We start from the raw sequence: 18,037 nt of genomic DNA, 5'->3' as shown, positions 1-18,037 counted from the left end.
TACATAGGGAGGCAGGCAAATGCTGAAATCATTGCAGGCTATTGAAACATACCGCGAAGAAGGAAGGCTCCCCGGTGAAGGCTGTCTGTGGCTGGAATATATCGTTCAGGCCGAGCAGACGATTGTGAACCTCGAACGGGTAGAGTCGCTGGGGGAACTGGAGCAGCAGAGTCCGGTGCTGGATTACGTAGAGCGCAGCCTGCGCGTACTGGACAGTCTGCCGCTATCCTACTGGATCAGGGAATTGGCTGAAGAGACGCTGATCTGGTCGGAGACTGCCAAGGGCGGTACGATCCGGCAGCGCAGGAGCTGGCAGGAAGAAGGCATTAATATATTTGTGCATAATATCGGTTCGGCACAGCTGTACTTGCGTTATGCAGAGGATGACCGGGAGGACGCTGCCTCTGCGGATAAGCGGCTGATCGTGCACCGGCTGATCGAAACCCACGGGCTGATCGGGCAGCAGATCCGCGGCGAGGTTCCGCCTTCGGTCAATCTTCCGTTATCCGGACTGGTGGAGCAGGGGCTGCTGACTGCAGATGAGCTGGAGCGGCTGCTGTTCGCCCTGAATCACTGCATTATCTCTGCCGTAGCCCCGGAGCTGTGGCAGGAGGTTCGCCCTCAGGTGATGGAGCTGATTGTCGTAATCTCCTCAGGGAATCTGCATGATGAAGTCCCCATGAAGGAGCGTCTGCGGAGAATGCGCTCCGGGTCTATCGCGCAGGGCGAGGATTATGAGACGGAGTGGAGCGGTCTTGTGCAGGAGGGCTTCAATCCTGCTGTACTGGAGCCGCTGCAGCCTGTCACCTTCTGGTATGTGGAATCAGCACTGCAGACCTTCTCGCTGGAGCAGTTCCTCAAAGTAGTAAGCCTCTCCGCTAGCAGTGATTTGTCCGCTCTGAACCATATCAGCTTCGAAGCGGTGATGAACAGCATTTATTATGACTACAAGGGCAGCAAGAAGATCAACGTGTACAAGAAACGGATCATTGAGAAATACTTGTCTGAGCTGGACTGGACTGAGATCTACAGCGGGGAGCAGCCCTCTGGCAATCCGCATCTGTTGCACCGGCTGCTGCGGAAGGAGCATTTGCCCGACACGCTGTTCTTCAACTTCGAATTCTCCCCGGCGGCTGAGAAGCTGATTGAATTCTGCATAGAGGCCGAGAAGTCGGCGCTGTATGAACGGGCGGTGCTGCTGCTGTTCGATCTGTTCGATCTGCGCCGGGATGCGTTCGACCGCTTCCATAACGAGGATACGTATTTAAGCCAGATGAATGATACGGCAGATTATAAGGCGGTTATTCTGGATTACGTCACCGGCCGCAAGGTGCTGGACATCGGGCCGGGCGGCGGGGTGCTGCTGGATCTGATCGAGCAGCGGATGCCGGACGTGATTCCGGTGGGTATCGATATCTCCAGCAATGTCATTGAAGCGTTGCGGCAGCGCAAGCAGCGGGAAGACCACCGCTGGGAGGTGCTCCAGGGCGATGCGCTGAACCTGAAGGATTACGTGGAGGCGGGGACGGTCGACACAGTGATTTTCTCCTCCATCCTGCATGAGCTGTATTCCTATGTCCCGCTGGACGGGAAGAAGTTCAATCACGGGACGGTTGCTGCTGCGTTAACCAGCGCTTTCGGGGTGCTGGCGGACGGCGGAGTCATTATTATCCGCGACGGTATTATGAGTGAGCCGGAGGATCAGCAGCGGAGAGTGCGGTTCCTGGAGGATGACGGAATGGCGTGGCTGGAGCGGTATGCGAAGGATTTTGCCGGCCGGAGTATCCGGTATGAGCAGCTTGGCTTCCGGGAGGTCCTCATGCCGGTGAATGATGCGATGGAGTTTCTGTACACGTATACCTGGGGCGAGGAAGCCTATATACATGAGGTACAGGAGCAGTTCGGATACTTTACACCGGCGCAATATGCCGCGTTCATTGAGCAGACGCTTGGTGATCAGGCGAAGATCGAAGTCTTCCGCCATTACCTGCAGGAAGGGTATACGGAGGCGCTGCAGGATCGGGTCGTGGTGATGGATGAGAGCGGGCAGGCGGCCGCACTGCCGGACAGCACCTGCTTCATTGTAATCCGTAAGGCGGGCTGAAGCCGGGCGCTTGAGTGGAACATAAAAGGGGCATTACCACAGCCGTGTCCGGCGCTGGTAATGCCCTTTTTCGATAAACTGACCGATCAGTTGGTGGCCGGCAGCCTGGATTTCCTGAAGCCGGCCACACTGTAGACAATCAGGGCAACCCAGATGAAGGAGAAGCTGACCAGCCTTCCTTGCGAGAAGGGCTCACCAAGCAGGTATACTGCCAGCAGCATACTCGTCGTCGGCGAGATGTACTGGATGAAGCCGACCATGGAGAGCGGGAGCAGCTGCATAGACTTGGCGAACCAGAACAACGGCATCGCCGTAGCGGCTCCGGACAGCAGCAGGACGATCATCAGCAGGGGAGACAGCGAAGCGAACGTTCCTGTGCCCTGCGACTGAATGTAGATCAGATAGCCCAGCGCAACTGGCATGGCCATCAGTGTTTCCCCGGTCAGGCCGAGCAGAACATCGGGCCCAGCAAGCTTTTTGGCCAGACCATACAGGGAGAACGTGACCGCCAGCGCAATTGCCACCCATGGAACCTGCCCGTACTGGACTGCCATAATCCCCACACCGGTGCCTGCCAGAAGAATAGACGCCCATTGCCACGCTGACAGCTTCTCCTTGAGGAAGATGACCGCAAATAGAACGCTGATGAGAGGATTCATGTAGTAGCCGAGGCTGGTCTCCAACACGTGATTATTGTTCACGGCCCAGATGAACAGGAACCAGTTCATGCTGATGAAGAAGGAGCAGAGGACAACTGCTACGGTGCTTTTGGTGCTTGAAAAGATAGTCCTCAGCCGCCCCCACTGCCGCGAGCACGTAACCAGTACGGCTACAAAAACGAAAGCCCACACAATCCGGTGCCCAAGTATTTCCCACGCGGGCATAGCCTGGAACAGCCGCCAGTAGAGCGGCAGAAACCCCCAGATGAGATAGGATAGAACGGCATAAATAATGCCTTTTTTCATAATGACACCCCTGCCCGAAGAATCAAAAGAATGGAAATATTAGGTTCAATTCGTTCATTATATCAGGCATTCCGCATCATGTATTTAGCTGAGCTTCGCTCCGTAAGCACGATAGACGAAATGCTCTGTGTCGAACGACAAAAAGGAGCCGCGCGACTGCGGCCCCTTCACATTATTAATGAAATCTGTATCGCTACTTAAGCGTGATGTTAAGTAAGCTGATTTTACCGCCCTGCACCTTGAACTCGTGTCTGAACAGCTGCGGATCGGGAACGCGGTTCTTGTTAAATTCCCCTTCCATCTCTGCTGTCACAGCGACGAACTCCCCGGATTCTTCTATTTCCATGATCGTATAGCGGACCTTGGCAGAGAACAGCTCTGATTCTCCCCAGGCCTGTATAGCCTCCCTGCCCGCAATCTCTTTACCGTTATCCTTAACGCTGGCGCCGGGTGTGAACAATTCTATAAAGGCTTCAGGCTGATATTGGTTAATGGCATTGTAGAACTCTTGTACCTCACTCGGCATAGTGACATGTTGATTCATGGTGATCTGCCTCCTGTAAGTAGAGTAGCGGAAGCGGCATGGCTCCACCCTTACACGTAACTTAAACGTATCCGGGCATCGGTAAGCAGACAATGTAATCTGTACGGAGCTGATCTTACGGATAAAGCTGGCCCTGACCGGCTCCCGGAATAGCATCCTTGCGGAATTCGGAAGGCGAGCAGTTCATCGCTTTGCGGAAGACTTTAATGAAGTAGCTGACGTTGTCGAAGCCGACATCCATGGCGATATCGGAGATTTTGCGGTCACTCTGCTGCAGCAGGGCTGCGGCCTGGCGGATCCGGTAGGAGTTGATATAATCGACGGGCGTCTTGCGGGTCATGCTTTTGAAGAACCGGCAGAACTGCCCCTCGCTCATCGGAATCAGTTCGGACAGATCGCGCGTGCGGATCGGCTCCTGATAGTTGTCCTGGATATAGAGGATGACCTTCTTCAGCCGGTCGATCTTCGTGGTATCCGCGCCTGCCGACTGGCTGTAGTTCACCGAACGTCCCGGCGGCGCAATCTGTGAGAGCATGATCAGCAAAGTTCCTTTCATAAAGGACTCGAATCCGGGCATTTTATTATCATATGCCTCCATCATCCGCTCCAGGTGCAGCAGAAGCTCTCCTTGCCAAGGTACGGAGGAGGTGAGGTGACGCGGAAAGCTCTGGCGTTTCTCCTGAAGCGGCAGAATTACAGTCTGCTGGATGGTATCATATTGGGCGCTGGCCAGGAGATCGGGGTGAAAGACAAGTGCGCAGAACCGGCAGGGAGTGTCCAGAGCCGCATAGGCGGCATGAATATCACCGGATTCAATAAAGACGGCTTCGCCGGGGCGGAGCGTGAAATAATCCGTATCCACCTGAAAGAGAATCTCGCCTTCAAGCAGCAGGAAGAACTCCGCTTCCTCATGCCAGTGGGTATCCAGGACAGGGGCTCCGGCCGGGAGCTCTATCCAATAGGCGGCCAAGGGAAACATAACATCCCCGTGTTCACGGTCTTCTTTGAGCAATCGCTGCGATGTGCGGTCCATTATGGCCCTCCTTGTAGGTAAAACATCAAAATAGTGTTATAAATTAGCTATATTATAGTAGTTTTGTGATTTTGTTATCGTTATAATGCAACTATAAACACCAAATTGAAGGGTGGCAAGTGCTCACATGAAATTTACAGACGGCCTTTGGCTGGTTCGCGACGGAATCACAATCAATGGTGCAGTTCAGAACTATGCGGTGGAAAAAACTGCAGAAGGTCTGACAGCAATTACGCAGACAACTCCGATTACAGGACGTGCAGCAACACTTAACTCCACACTGCTTACCGTAAAATTCCATTCCCCGCTTCCGGGTGTGGTTGGGATTAAGATTATTCATAATGACGGCGTTATCGACCGCGGTCCTTCTTTTGAATTGACCCAGGGAACTGGTGACCACGTTCAAATCGAAGAAACCGAAGCACAGACCGTGCTGATCAGCGGCGGACTCCGCGTGGTCATCAACAAGGGAACTCACTGGTCGGTAGACTTCTACCGCGGCGACGAGCGCATTACAGGCAGCGGTTACAAATCGATGGCCTATATCACTGATCAGGACGGCAACACGTTCATGCGTGAGGAGCTGGATATCGGCATCGGCGAATTCGTGTATGGTCTGGGTGAACGATTCACTGCTTTTGTGAAGAACGGCCAGGTAGTTGACCTGTGGAACAAAGACGGCGGTACAAGCTCCGAGCAGGCTTACAAGAACGTTCCATTCTATGTTACCAGCAAAGGCTACGGCGTATTCGTGAACCAGCCTGAACTGGTGTCGTATGAAATCGCTTCTGAGAAGGTGAAGAAAGCCCAATTCAGCGTAGCTGGAGAGAGCCTGGAATACTTCGTCATTGAAGGGCCGACAATCAAAGAAGTTATTACTAAATATACTTCCCTGACCGGCAAGCCTGCGCTTCCACCGGCATGGACCTTCGGCCTGTGGCTGACCACTTCGTTCACTACGGACTACGATGAAGCTACGGTTAACTCCTTCGTAGAAGGTATGGCTGAGCGCGATCTGCCGCTGCATGTCTTCCACTTCGACTGCTTCTGGATGCGCGAATACCAATGGACCGATTTCCAGTGGGATTCCCGTGTGTTCCCGGACCCTGTGGGCATGCTGAAACGCCTGCATGAGAAAGGGCTTAAGATCTGCGTCTGGATCAACTCCTACATCGGACAGCGTTCACCGCTGTTTGAAGAAGGCAAGAAGAACGGCTATCTGCTCAAAAAACCGAGCGGCGACGTTTACCAAACGGATCTGTGGCAAGCGGGCATGGGACTCGTGGACTTCACGAACCCTGCGGCTTGTGAATGGTATGCGGGTTACCTGCGTGATCTGGTTGACATGGGCGTAGACAGCTTCAAGACCGATTTCGGCGAGCGCATTCCAACGGATGTTGTATACTTCGACGGCTCCGATCCGCACAAAATGCACAACTACTACACACAATTGTATAACAAGGTTGTCTTTGAAGTACTGGAAGAGAAGCTTGGCAAAGGCGAAGCAGCCGTGTTCGCACGTTCGGCAACCGCCGGCGGACAGCAGTTCCCGGTTCACTGGGGCGGCGACTGCTACGCTGACTATGAATCCATGGCAGAAAGCCTGCGCGGCGGCCTGTCGCTCGGCCTGTCCGGCTTCGGCTTCTGGAGCCATGACATCGGCGGCTTCGAGAACACTGCTCCGGCGCATGTCTTCAAGCGCTGGCTGGCCTTCGGCCTGCTCTCCAGCCACAGCCGTCTGCACGGCAGCACCTCGTACCGTGTGCCTTGGGCTTACGATGATGAAGCCGTTGATGTTACCCGCTTCTTCACCAAGCTTAAGTGCAGCCTGATGCCTTACCTGTATGATGTAGCCGGACAGGCGCATGAACAGGGCTGGGCTTCGATGCGGGCGATGGTGATGGAATTCCCGGAAGATCCAACCTGCGAAGTGCTGGACCGCCAGTACATGCTGGGCGATTCCCTGCTCGTGGCTCCGATCTTCCAGGAGAACGGCGAAGTGAAATACTATCTGCCGGCTGGACGCTGGACGCATCTCCTGAACGGTGAGACCGTAGTGGGCGGATCATGGCGCAAAGAGAAGCATGACTTCTTCAGCCTGCCGCTGTTCGTACGCCAGAACTCCCTGCTTGCCGTGGGCAGCGAAGACAGCCGCCCGGATTATGATTTTGCCGAAGGCGTGAAGTTTGGCTTGTACTCCCTGGAGGATGGCAAGGCTACAACTGCAACCGTACGCGACATCAACGGCGCTCCTGAGCTGAAGGTGGAAGCTGCACGCAGCGGCAATACCATAACTGTAACTGCAGAAGGCAGCGGCAAAGCATTCACCCTGGCTGTGAAGGATCTCGGCGCTATCGCTTCTGTAGAAGGTGCTGAACAAGCAGATGAAACTACAGTGAAAGTAAACACCGGAGCCAAATCCGTATCGTTCACTATTACACTGAAATAAGCTTATACCGCCTTATACTCAAGCTCTCTGATGACAGGGGACATTCGTCCCCGGTGTATCAGAGAGTTTTTTGAGGATTAAACAGCGGGTACGGTATTTGAGGCTATTGGAACTTCAAGCTGTTCTTGCCGCGCAAATCTTGCAAGGAATACAACATTTTCCACTTATTATCGATCCAAATCGGGAATTGTTGTATGCAATGCAGCATTTCTCCTTCTCTCGGCTGCTTTGCGGGGGAATTCATGTATTTCGTACAACAATTCTCTCAAACAGCCTGTTATTCATGCATGGAAGTTGTAGAACGTACAACATTATTGCCTTTTTCCATTTATTACAGGTAAGCTGTGAACTAATAATCTCATTTCTGTCAGCAACGATAGGAGAATAGAATGCTATGAGCAATAAAGTTAATACAGGAGTGTACAGCCAGTCTGAATTCACTTCAGCAACGGCAGTATCCGCAGCCGCTAATCATATAATGAACTCGCCCGAGCCGTTCACCCATACCTACCGGACCTATGTCCGCCTGCGGGAGAATGGCAGCCTGACACTGAAGTTCTGGCACAGCAATGCTGTGGATTCGACATGGGACTTGGGCGCGGAGTCAGCGGCCAGTGAACCGGGCGGGGAGTGGAGCATTGAAGCGGCATATGTAGCCGATGGCGGAGCCGTGCCGGATGGTACAGTTGTGCCAGGTTCGCAGGTTCCGGTAACCTTCGGTGGCGAAGCCTCGCGGAACGTTGCTCCGGGCGAGCAGTTCTGGAGCGATGAAGCGCTGCTGGAGCTGCCGGAAGGGCATTACCTGGCCTTCACCTGGACGCTGAAGACGGCAGCTGCCGGCAAGTCGATCCCCTTCAATGTGGAGGGCATGCTGGTCTCCGGCTACGATGCGCCGGGCAATCTGGCCGCTCAGGAGACAGCCGAAGCGTTCAGTGAGTCGGACAAGCTGCAGGTACTGCCAAGCTTCCTGGGGTATAAGAAGAATGTAACGAAGAAGCTGGTCTTCCTGGGGGATTCAATTACGCAAGGCGTACGGACCGCGAAGGATGAGTATTCCTACTGGGCGGCAAGAATTGCCGAAGGATTAGGAACGGAGTACGGGCTGTGGAATATCGGCTCCGGCTGGGGCCGGGCCTATGATGTCGCCACCGATGGAGCCTGGCTGCACAAGGCGCAGCAGGGCGATGAAGTACTGATCGTGCTTGGAGTGAATGATCTGGATATCGGGCAACGCTCGGGGGCGGAGCTGCTGGCAGACCTCACGCATATTATCTCCGCGATCAAGAAAGCGCGGCCTGAGACTGCCGTGATTCTCAGCACCGTGCCGCCGTTCAATTTCGAGGGGGAACGGGAAGCATACTGGCGCAAGGTGAATGAGACGATCCTGACGAACCCTCCTGCCGGGGTGGACCGCGTGTTCGATATCGCGGCGGTACTGTCTGTACCTGCTCCGGCAGATCACAGAATCAGACCGGAGTATATGAGCGATGAGTTCGATCCGCATCCGAACGGCACCGCCGGCAAGGCAGTGGCGGATGCTTTTCTGGAGTGGTACGGGAAACAATTGTAACGAACTTCTTGAATGCACTAGGCATACTATGTAGTACTTTATCAGAAGGGTAGTGTGCCTGTAGTGAGCATTCAAGCGGGAGTACCAATGCAGCCCAAAGTGCTGTATCAAGCAGATCAAAATTATATTCAGAGTCTGAAGTCTGTTCGGCATCACTTGCACAGTGTATGCAGACAACATGTGAACCGGATTGTCCGGGTGCAGACGATTGACGGCCAGGTCGTTACTGGGAGAATTCTCGGCTGCGATAGAGGATTGTTATACATGGGGGTACAGAATCATCATGGAGCAGGACGCGCCTTCGGAAGCAGCGATGAAGCCATCCTGACCCTGGTACTGTTCGAATTGCTGGTTATAGTTTTATTGTCTTAACTCAAAAGATAAGAGCCTGCGTAAGCAGGTCCTTATCTTTTTTTAGTACGCCCAGCATGGGCGTCATCTTTAGGGTGAAAGTCCCGAACGGGGGCTGGCGAGCGCCTACCGTTAGCCAAGGGCAAGGGTGTCCACCGTGAGGTGGAATCTGAAGGAAGCCGGAGGCAAAAGCACGGGCCAAGGTACACGAACTGGATTTGAGGCTGTGTCAGTCGGATGAGTCACCTAAACATGACGAAATCCAAAGCCGCCAAGGGCTGGCGCGGTATACTCCAGTGGTCGCGGGCAGACAGATGACGTTCTTATCTGGGGAGACCTGTCAGATAAGCAAGAAAAAAAACTTGTAACCGTAGCTGAGAGGCTGCGCTGAACTGGCAGGAGTCAGCAGAAGCCATAGTACGTAAGCTGTTGCAACAATTTACGGAAGGGCTGAACCGAAAGGAGAGAGGAAAGCGATGCGTTCGCATGAAGAGCAACGACAGCAGAATATCTCGCAAGGGAGCTTGCGGCAAAGAGAAGCGGTGAAGCCGTCAGGGTATGCCGGAGCGCCGAGTTCTTCGTCGGCACAAGTCGTCCCTTCCTCTCGCGAAGACCAGAACAACTTGCTGGAGCAAATGCTCAAAGGAGATAACCTTCGACTCGCTTACAAACGAGTGGTGCAAAATGGAGGAGCGCCCGGTGTGGACGGTGTAACGGTAGCGAATCTACAAGTTTACCTGAATACGCACTGGACATCGGTGAAAACTGAACTTCTGACGGGAACTTACAGACCTGCGCCAGTCAAACGGGTGGAAATCCCCAAACCTGGAGGCGGTGTACGGCAGCTAGGCATCCCGACTGTGATGGACCGTTTCCTCCAGCAAGCACTTTTACAAGTCATGAACCCGATCTTTGACGCACAATTCTCGTGGTACAGCTACGGCTTTCGGCCGGGGAAGAGCGCGCATGACGCCGTTAAACAAGCCCAAAGATATATCCAAGGCGGCCTCAGATGGGTCGTGGATTTGGATCTGGAGAAATTCTTTGACAAGGTAAACCACGACATGCTAATGGCAAGAGTGGCGCGGAAAGTGGAGGACAAAAGAGTGCTGACGCTAATCCGTGCTTACTTAAACGCCGGAGTTATGGTGGATGGAAAATGGGAGCGTAGCCGGGAGGGAACGCCACAAGGCGGTCCGCTTAGTCCGCTTCTAGCAAACATTCTATTGGATGATCTGGACAAGGAACTGACCGGGCGAGGTTTGCGATTCGTACGCTACGCGGACGACTGTAATATCTTTGTGGCGAGTAAACGAGCAGGCGAGCGTGTCATGGAATCGGTAAGTCGGTTTGTAGAAGGAAAGCTAAAACTGAAAGTAAACGGGGAGAAAAGTGCGGTAGCGAGACCTTGGCACCGAAAGTTCTTAGGATTCAGTTTCCTGAGCCAGAAACAGGCAACGATTCGGATTGCTCCGAAGAGTCTCGCAGCTTTTAAAGGGAGAATTCGAGAGCTAACGAAACGTACCTGGTCCATTTCCATGGAAGAAAGGATTTACCGACTGAACCGCTATCTGATGGGTTGGCTCGGTTATTTCCGTCTAGCCTCGGCGAAGACACACTTCCAAACACTGGACCAGTGGATTCGGAGGAGACTTCGAATGTGTCTGTGGAAACAGTGGAAACGAGTACGTACACGAATCCGCGAGCTTCGAGCACTCGGGGTTCCAAAGTGGGCTTGTTTTAAGATGGCCAACTCGCGGCGAGGCGCGTGGGAAATGTCCCGGAACACGAATAACGCCCTTTCGACTTCCTATTGGGAAGCAAAAGGGCTGAAGAGTTTACTTTCACGCTATCTGGAACTTTGTTAACCTTTTGGAACCGCCGTATGCGGACCCGCATGTACGGTGGTGTGAGAGGACGGGGCTTGCCGCCCCCTCCTACTCGATTGATTGGTTAGAATGTTTTGAGAATGATCACCAGCAGAATGTAAAGGACTAAGATTGTAGTGGTAGAAGTAAAAAGTCCACCGACATTTCCGCAACCGCTCATCGTCTTACCTCCTTCGCAATATCATCTTTCAGAACCATGATATGCACTTTTGGTCATTCGGGTATAGACCATCGGCCAATTTAAAGCTCAAAGCCGGGTAAGAAATAGAAGCGGGAATGGATAATGTCTTCAATGCATTCAATGCTCCGCCTGCCCCCGGAAATCCTTCGGCGGGCAGCCGACCTGCTTCTTGAAGACCTTGCTGAAATATTTGACGTCGTGGAAGCCGACCATCTCCGAGATCTGCGCCAGCTTCAGGTTGGGATTCTGCATCAGCAGCTTGGCCTTCTCGATGCGGACGCTGCCGATGTAGTCGGAGAAGTTGATGCCGTATTCCTGTTTGAACTTACGCGAGATATACTCACGGCTGACATAGAATTTGCCGGCAACCTCCTGCAGGGAGAGGTCAGACGGGTAGTTCTGCTCAATATATTTAACGATCTCCGTCATCGGGTTCCGTTCTTTCATGTGTCTGGCCGAGAGCGTCTGGGACAGCTGCTGCATCAGCGCAAAGGACCAGTCACGCCAGGCGAACAGGGAGAAGGAATAACCGCTTGGCAGCGGTGAAGGACTGAGCAGATCAGCCTGCTCCAGCTCCGCCAGCACACTGTCCGACTGGTTGCCCAGCGCTTCCCGGACCAGCCGGGAACGGAACAGGAGGGCATCCGCCTTCCACGAATTCAGCATTTGCGGGGTAACGACACCTCTGCGGCTGAGCTCATGGGTCCAATGCTGTGCGGCGGCGGATATGGCTTCAGTGGTGCCGCTGATGACCGCCATCCGCCAGTCCTCCTGGACATCGGCGAAGTTCAGCGGTGCCTCCGCCTCCGTGTTGGCGGAATCACGGCTGTCTGCCGCCATGCCGCCGGCTCCCGCACCCGGGGAGAAATGGCAGTAATCCTCATGCCGTAACAGGTTCCGCCGCAGCAGGGCTTCGGCGGCTTCTGTGCGCTGCGCCGGCAGCTGTCCCGGGAACGTGCCTGCGGTGCTGATTCCGAAATGCATGCGGAACTGCAGGGTACGGTAGATCCCCTGATTAATCCGGCTGATCAGCTCGATAACAGACTCCTCCAGATCCCAGAGAATGATGGCAATCTCCGGCGGACCGCCCCAGTACCGGAAGGCAACGCCCTTACGCTGCAGCTGCAGGAATTCATTGCAGATGTTAACGATGGCGTAGTACATCAGCTCACTATCGCCCCCGAACCGTTTGAGCAGCGGATTGTTGCCGCTGTCCGTCTGCAGAAGGATCAGCCGTGCATCCTGTATACTCTGCGGAATGATTCCATCACCGGTCAGCCTGCGCAGCGAGGCCTCGGCATTGACCTTGTCATCAATCAGCGCGGAGAGCAGCTTCTCCCCGTAGATCGGCTTGATCTCATTCAGCCGGAGGCTCTGGAGCTGACGGTGGCTGCGCTCCTCTTCTTCGGAGCGCCAGGCGGCAACTGCCTTGGACACTGCGTTATTAATCATATCCGCTTCGATCGGCTTAAGAATATAGTCAATGCCGCCGTGGCGGACGGTCTGGCGCACGAAGTCGAAATCATCATGCCCGCTGACAACAATGAATTTGGTGTTGCCTGCGAATTCATCCACCCAGGTCATCAGCTCAACGCCGCTGCCTGACTCCATCATCATATCCATAATCACCAGCGCCGGCTTCTCCTTGCGGATCAGCCCGATGGCTTCATTGCCGTTCCCTGCTTCCAGAATCTCATCAATCTGATGCGCATCCCAGTCCACCAGCAGCCGGACGGCCTTCCGGACTCTTGCTTCGTCATCCACAATAAGCGCCTTCATATCCGTTCACTCTCCACTAATATCTCAATTTCCAGCCGGATGATAACCCCGCCGGTCTCCAGATTATCTACCGTCAGCAAAGCATCATCCCCGCAAACCAGCCGCAGCCTGGCCAATACATTACCCAGGCCGATTCCCGCACCGGGAGCATCACGTTTGCTGTAGCTGTCCTGACCTGAGTTCTTTATCATGTCGAGCTCTTCAACAGCTCTGGGCTGCTGCAGCTCCTTGCGCAGCGTCTCCAGCTTCACGGCCGGAATCGAGAGGCCGTTGTTCCGGATACTGATCTCCATCCGGCTAGGGCTAAGTCTGGCTGCCGTAATCTCAATGAATCCGTCCGTGCGGGCAAGGTTGAACCCATGCTTGAAGTAATTCTCCACAATCGGCTGCAGGATCATTTTGGGCATCAGCGCGTGCAACAAGGAGTCTTCCATATCGTAGCGGAAACTGAACTTGTTTTCAAAACGTTCCTTCTGCAGCTCAATATACGCTTTAACATGCTCCAGTTCATTCTGGATCGTCACAATCTTCTCATCATTGTACATGCTGTAGCGCATCATCTTGGCCAGTGCCGAGAGCAGACCATAGATTTGCGGCACCTTCAGCTCAAGGGCTAGTGTACCGATAATCTGAAGGGTGTTGTTCAGGAAATGCGGGTTGATCTGCGACTGCAGCGCCCTCAGCTCATTGGTTTTGTTCGACAGCTCCAGCCTGTACTCGCGCAGAATCAGGTTGTTGATCGTGTCCATCATACTGCGGAAATGCTCCGTGACCACACCGATCTCATCTTTTCCTGCCGGACGGATATCAATCTCAAGATTACCGGTCTGCACCTGATTCATGTACCGGGTCAACTGCTTGATGGGGGCGGTGATCCGGAAGGAGATCAGAATCGTCAGGGCGATGATCATACTCATCAGCACGAAGAGCAGAAGCAGGTTAATGCCGGCGGCCTCCTTGGCTTCACGGAACAGATAGGAGACAGGGATTTGCTTGACGAGCGTCCAGCTCAGTCCTATGCTTTCGATCTTTTGATAGATGAACACAGAGTTGTCCTGCTCAAAATGCCCTTGGGTCACCATGCTGTCAGCCATCTGTTTATTGTACCATGCTGCATCCAGCGGTTGGCCGAATGTGCCGGCGTCAGGTCCGTATACGAGCTTGCCGGCGCTGTCCACCAGATAGATGTTTTCCTGATCCTGGTCGTATAGCTGGTCTACTATATCACCAAGAGCTGCGAGCTTGACATCAATCGAGAGATAGCCGAGTGCTTCAGAGGAAGGAATACGCTCAATTCTGCGGTGCATCGTAAAAACAGGCTCCGGTACGAACTGCGTTAGTGGCAGACTTAATCCGTAGGCGTCGCTTAGATGGGTGCTTTGCACTTTTACCGGGGAGCTCCCTGTAATGTTGGATTCCTGGTAGGGTGTGTCTCCCAGCCAGCGCTTGGGTGTCGTATTATCGGTAATCAGTGTAGCTTTACCGTCTTTGACGCCATATAAGTACACCTGTGAGATATTAGGCAGCGAGGTGGAGATGTAGCTGAGCGAATTGTAAATTGCGATGTCGGAGGACAGATCGTCGTGCCCGGCTTCAAGCAGCCGGTAGAAATCCGAGTCAGAGTACACACTGAGTGACAAACGGTTGATCTCCCCAATCAGACTGTTAATGTTCTTGGAGCCCTGATAGAGCAGATTCTTATTCTCGTCGACAGCCCGTGTTCTGAGGGAGTTGGTCGTATAGGAATAGCTGACGAACATAGTAGCCATAATACAGATTAATGTTGGCAGGAGTAAAAAAACGATCAATTTGGTACGGATACTGTTCCATTTCATGAGGCTCGCTTCACATCCGATCAATATTTTACACCCTAAAGATCACTTGCGTAGGTGTAAGGGACTCTGTAAAAAACAGATAATATGTTTAGATCATAAACAAGTGAGTGAGTAAAAGAAAGGGGGACCATTACATGCGCGGCAATAAGTTGTCCCAATTAGGTCAACAAGTATTTTTCGTTGGCCCGGCATTGTTGTTTTTTACCTTGATCACGATTATTCCTTTTCTGATGGGGATGTACTATTCCTTCACAGACTGGAACGGCGTATCGGGTAATGTTAGCTGGGTCGGCTTTGAGAACTTTAAAATGATTTTTACCAATGATCCCGATTTCTGGTCATCCTTCTGGTTCACCGTAAGATTCACGGTCCTTGGAGTGGTATTGACCAATGTAGTAGGCTTTTTCCTGGCCTATCTGCTGACTAAACCTTTGAAGACACGCAATATGCTCCGGACCATTTTCTTCATGCCGAATGTGATCGGGGGATTGCTGCTTGGTTTTATATGGCAGTTCATCTTCATTAAAGGCTTCGCCACCATGGGCGATATGACAGGCTGGTCCTTCTTCAACCTTCCTTGGCTCGGGGATGCAACAACCGGCTTCTGGGCAATCGTTATGGTGTTCATCTGGCAGTCTTCCGGCTATCTGATGGTGATCTACATCGCTTCGCTCAGCAACGTGTCCAAAGAAGTGCTCGAAGCTGCCGAGATTGACGGCGCATCCCGGATGCAGGTGCTTCGCAACATTATCGTGCCGCTGATTATGCCTGCGGTGACGATCGGTTTGTTCCTGGCGATTTCCTGGTCCTTCAAAATGTTCGACCTGAACCTGTCGCTGACCAAAGGCGGGCCGTTCAAATCGACGGAATCCGTTGCTATGAATATCTACAATGAAGCCTTCCTGAACAACCGTTACGGTCTGGGTACGGCAAAAGCGCTGTTATTCTTCGTGATTGTCGCACTGATCACAGTGATTCAGGTCCGTGTAACGAAGAGCAAGGAGGTAGAAGCTTAAATGAATGCTAAATCAAAAGGCAGATGGAATATCGGAATTGAAGTGATTATGATTCTTCTGGCACTTCTGTTCCTCTCTCCTTTCTATTTCCTGCTGGCGAACTCGGTGAAATCCTTCGGTGAGATCCTGAGCGATGCGGCCAGCTGGCCGCAGACCTTCATGTGGTCGAACTATACTAATGCCTGGAAGCTGGCCCGGTTCTCCGAAGCCTTCCGCAACTCGCTGATTGTTACGATCATCAGTGTGGTGCTGATCTCGCTGTTCAGCGCAATGGCGGCTTACCGCATGGTGCGTGCCAACAACCGGTTCAACCAGGTTCTGCTGCTGCTGTTCGTAGCCGCTATGGTCGTTCCATTCCAGACCATCATGATTCCGATCCTGAAGGTTGTTAACATTCTGCATGTGAATAACTCCTTCACGGGACTGATTATTTCCAATCTGGGACTTAGTATTCCGATGGCGATCTTCCTGTTCCACGGCTTCATCAAGTCCGTGCCGCTGGAAATTGAAGAAGCGGCAACCGTGGATGGCTGTAATCCGATCTCGGCCTTCTTCCGGATTGTGCTTCCGCTGCTGAAGCCAATGCTGATGACGATTATCGTGCTGAATGCCCTGGGCATCTGGAATGACTATCTGCTTCCATCGCTGATTCTTCAGGCACCTGAACTGCGGACCATTCCGCTGGCGACCTTCTCGTTCTTCGGGCAGTATACGAAGCAGTGGGATATGGCGCTTCCGGCACTGACTATCGGGGTTGCTCCCATTGTGATTTTCTATCTGTTCATGCAGCGTTACATTGTTGAGGGAATAGCGGCTGGCTCGGTGAAGGGTTAATTCACCGGGCTCCCGTTCCACATATTAAGCAGTTAACTTATTCAAGGGGGAAATAAAAATGATGAAAAAACGCTCTGCAGTGATGCTGTCCAGCGTCATGCTGATGTCTGTCGTGCTTGCAGCATGCGGCGGTAACAACAATACCGCTTCAAATAATGCATCAAATGGAAGCGCTGGCAACTCCGGTGAAGTGAAAACGGTTAAGATTTTCCAGTTCAAAACCGAAATCGTAGAAGGCCTCAACGAGCTTAAGGTTGAGTTCGAGAAGGAATATCCTAACATTAAGCTGGACATCCAGACTGTCGGCGGCGGTGCAGACTATGCTGCAGCCCTGAAGACTAAATTCGCTTCCGGCGATGCTCCTGATATCTTCAGTAACGGCGGTTACGCTGAAATGGAACTGTGGGGCGACAAGCTCGAAGATCTGTCCGATCAGCCTTGGGTGAAGGATCTGATTCCTTTGGCAGCTGAGCCAATGACGAAAGACGGCAAAACCTACGGTATGCCAATGAACCTTGAAGGTATCGGTTATGTATACAACAAGGATCTGTTCGCTAAAGCCGGTATCACTGAAACGCCAAAAACGATCTCTGAGCTGGAAGAAGCGGCTAAAAAGCTGCAGGCCATTGACGTTATTCCTTTCGGCAACGCATACCAGGAATGGTGGCTGCTGGGGATCCAGGGCATTAGCGTAGCTTTTGCACAGCAGGATAATGTAGATGAATTCATCAGCGGCCTGAACGCCGGAACTTCCACAATCGTAGGCAACGAGAAATTCAAGGATTGGAGCAACCTGCTCAACCTGACTGTGAAATACGGACAGAAGAATCCTTTAACTACAGATGCTAACACTCACCTGGCTATGTTCGCCAATGGCGAAACCGCTATGATGCAGGAAGGCAACTGGGCGCAGACACTGGTTGACAACATTACTCCTGACATGAACATCGGTATGTTCCCTATGCCAATCAACGATGATCCTGCTATGAACGATAAGCTGTCTGTAGGTGTTCCGGCGAACCTGGTCGTTAACAAGGAATCCGGATCCAAGGAAGAAGCTAAGACTTTCCTGAACTGGCTCGTAACTTCTGACATGGGTAAAGAGTATATCGTCAAAAAATGGAAGTTCATCCCTGCGCTGTCCACCATTGCAGCAACACCTGAAGATATCGGTCTGCTTGGTGCGGATGTATGGAACTATGTTCAAGAAGGTAAAGTCTACGGACTGCAGGCTTCGAAATTCCCTGATGGTGTAACTCAGGAATTCGCCAGCGTTATTCAAGAGCTGATCGCCGGCAAAGTTGACGAAGCAGGCTGGGAAACTGGCATGCAGGCCGCTTGGGACAAGCTGAAGAAATAATCAGCCCCTGCAAGCAAGTCATTGTAATGTTAGGTTAAATAGAGAGTCCTTATAGGGACCTACACCCGGATAAAGTGGATTTGCCAGGACGCTCCAGTCTATCTCAGCATATGAGGTGAGGCGGGGG

At 52.8% G+C, this 18,037-nt stretch carries 14 protein-coding genes; 8 read left to right on the top strand and 6 right to left on the bottom strand.

The genetic code is table 11. The annotated features are described in order from the left end of the window. Positions 1 to 19 precede the first annotated feature (19 nt). Positions 20 to 2,104, top strand: a complete 2,085-nt coding sequence (locus NYE33_RS35535) for a class I SAM-dependent methyltransferase (protein WP_341069980.1) — start codon at positions 20 to 22, stop codon at positions 2,102 to 2,104. 86 nt (positions 2,105 to 2,190) lie between these two features. Here NYE33_RS35535 and rarD read toward each other — a convergent pair whose 3' ends face one another. The 3 genes from rarD to NYE33_RS35520 form a co-directional block, all read right to left on the bottom strand. Then, the gene (gene rarD / locus NYE33_RS35530; RefSeq protein WP_341069977.1) at positions 2,191 to 3,069 is read right to left on the bottom strand and encodes an EamA family transporter RarD; all 879 of its coding nucleotides are present in this window, start codon (positions 3,067 to 3,069) and stop codon (positions 2,191 to 2,193) included. 193 nt (positions 3,070 to 3,262) lie between these two features. Next, complete coding sequence (locus NYE33_RS35525) at positions 3,263 to 3,613, bottom strand: nuclear transport factor 2 family protein (protein WP_341069974.1); 351 nt, start codon at positions 3,611 to 3,613, stop codon at positions 3,263 to 3,265. Between the two features lie 115 nt (positions 3,614 to 3,728). Continuing rightward, the gene (locus NYE33_RS35520; protein WP_340989128.1) at positions 3,729 to 4,646 is read right to left on the bottom strand and encodes an AraC family transcriptional regulator; all 918 of its coding nucleotides are present in this window, start codon (positions 4,644 to 4,646) and stop codon (positions 3,729 to 3,731) included. A 127-nt stretch (positions 4,647 to 4,773) separates the two neighbouring features. Here NYE33_RS35520 and yicI point away from each other — a divergent pair, with 127 nt between their 5' ends. From yicI to ltrA, 4 genes are all read left to right on the top strand, one after another. Beyond that, positions 4,774 to 7,095, top strand: a complete 2,322-nt coding sequence (yicI, locus tag NYE33_RS35515; protein WP_340947886.1) for an alpha-xylosidase — start codon at positions 4,774 to 4,776, stop codon at positions 7,093 to 7,095. A gap of 394 nt (positions 7,096 to 7,489) precedes the next feature. Continuing rightward, positions 7,490 to 8,665, top strand: a complete 1,176-nt coding sequence (locus NYE33_RS35510; protein ID WP_341069972.1) for an SGNH/GDSL hydrolase family protein — start codon at positions 7,490 to 7,492, stop codon at positions 8,663 to 8,665. 87 nt (positions 8,666 to 8,752) lie between these two features. Then, on the top strand, positions 8,753 to 9,037 hold the full coding sequence (locus NYE33_RS35505) for a hypothetical protein (protein WP_336101354.1): 285 nt from the start codon (positions 8,753 to 8,755) through the stop codon (positions 9,035 to 9,037). 455 nt (positions 9,038 to 9,492) lie between these two features. Beyond that, positions 9,493 to 10,884, top strand: a complete 1,392-nt coding sequence (ltrA, locus tag NYE33_RS35500) for a group II intron reverse transcriptase/maturase (RefSeq protein ID WP_081969805.1) — start codon at positions 9,493 to 9,495, stop codon at positions 10,882 to 10,884. An 85-nt stretch (positions 10,885 to 10,969) separates the two neighbouring features. On the opposite strand, the gene NYE33_RS35495 is transcribed toward ltrA, so the two are convergent. The 3 genes from NYE33_RS35495 to NYE33_RS35485 all read right to left on the bottom strand — a co-directional run bounded on the left by NYE33_RS35495 (position 10,970) and on the right by NYE33_RS35485 (position 14,700). Then, positions 10,970 to 11,065 carry a YjcZ family sporulation protein gene (locus tag NYE33_RS35495; protein WP_231575287.1) on the bottom strand — a complete coding sequence of 32 codons (96 nt, stop codon included), beginning with the start codon at positions 11,063 to 11,065 and terminating at the stop codon, positions 10,970 to 10,972. Positions 11,066 to 11,203: 138 nt separating this feature from the next. Then, on the bottom strand, positions 11,204 to 12,865 hold the full coding sequence (locus NYE33_RS35490) for a helix-turn-helix domain-containing protein (RefSeq protein ID WP_341069970.1): 1,662 nt from the start codon (positions 12,863 to 12,865) through the stop codon (positions 11,204 to 11,206). Beyond that, entirely contained in the window at positions 12,862 to 14,700 is a 1,839-nt protein-coding gene (locus NYE33_RS35485; RefSeq protein WP_042140763.1) for a cache domain-containing sensor histidine kinase, read from the bottom strand. Before NYE33_RS35485 ends, NYE33_RS35490 begins: the two co-directional genes overlap by 4 nt. Positions 14,701 to 14,834: 134 nt before the next feature. On the opposite strand from NYE33_RS35485, the gene NYE33_RS35480 reads away from it, so the two are divergent. The 3 genes from NYE33_RS35480 to NYE33_RS35470 are packed head-to-tail and all read left to right on the top strand — an operon-like array spanning position 14,835 to position 17,910. Then, positions 14,835 to 15,716 (top strand): carbohydrate ABC transporter permease, encoded by an 882-nt coding sequence (locus NYE33_RS35480; protein WP_042133796.1) that lies wholly within the window; start codon positions 14,835 to 14,837, stop codon positions 15,714 to 15,716. Further along, positions 15,717 to 16,550: a carbohydrate ABC transporter permease gene (locus tag NYE33_RS35475; protein WP_039305922.1), complete on the top strand. Its 834-nt coding sequence runs from the start codon at positions 15,717 to 15,719 to the stop codon at positions 16,548 to 16,550. It begins immediately after the preceding gene. Between the two features lie 58 nt (positions 16,551 to 16,608). Continuing rightward, positions 16,609 to 17,910: an ABC transporter substrate-binding protein gene (locus NYE33_RS35470; protein ID WP_081971905.1), complete on the top strand. Its 1,302-nt coding sequence runs from the start codon at positions 16,609 to 16,611 to the stop codon at positions 17,908 to 17,910. The last annotated feature ends 127 nt before the right edge of the window (positions 17,911 to 18,037 follow it).

Source organism: Paenibacillus sp. FSL R10-2199 (assembly GCF_038000235.1).
GTDB lineage: Bacteria > Bacillota > Bacilli > Paenibacillales > Paenibacillaceae > Paenibacillus_AQ > Paenibacillus_AQ phytohabitans.
The sequence above is the reverse complement of the archived record's forward strand: the minus strand, read 5'-3'. Positions and strand labels throughout refer to the sequence as shown.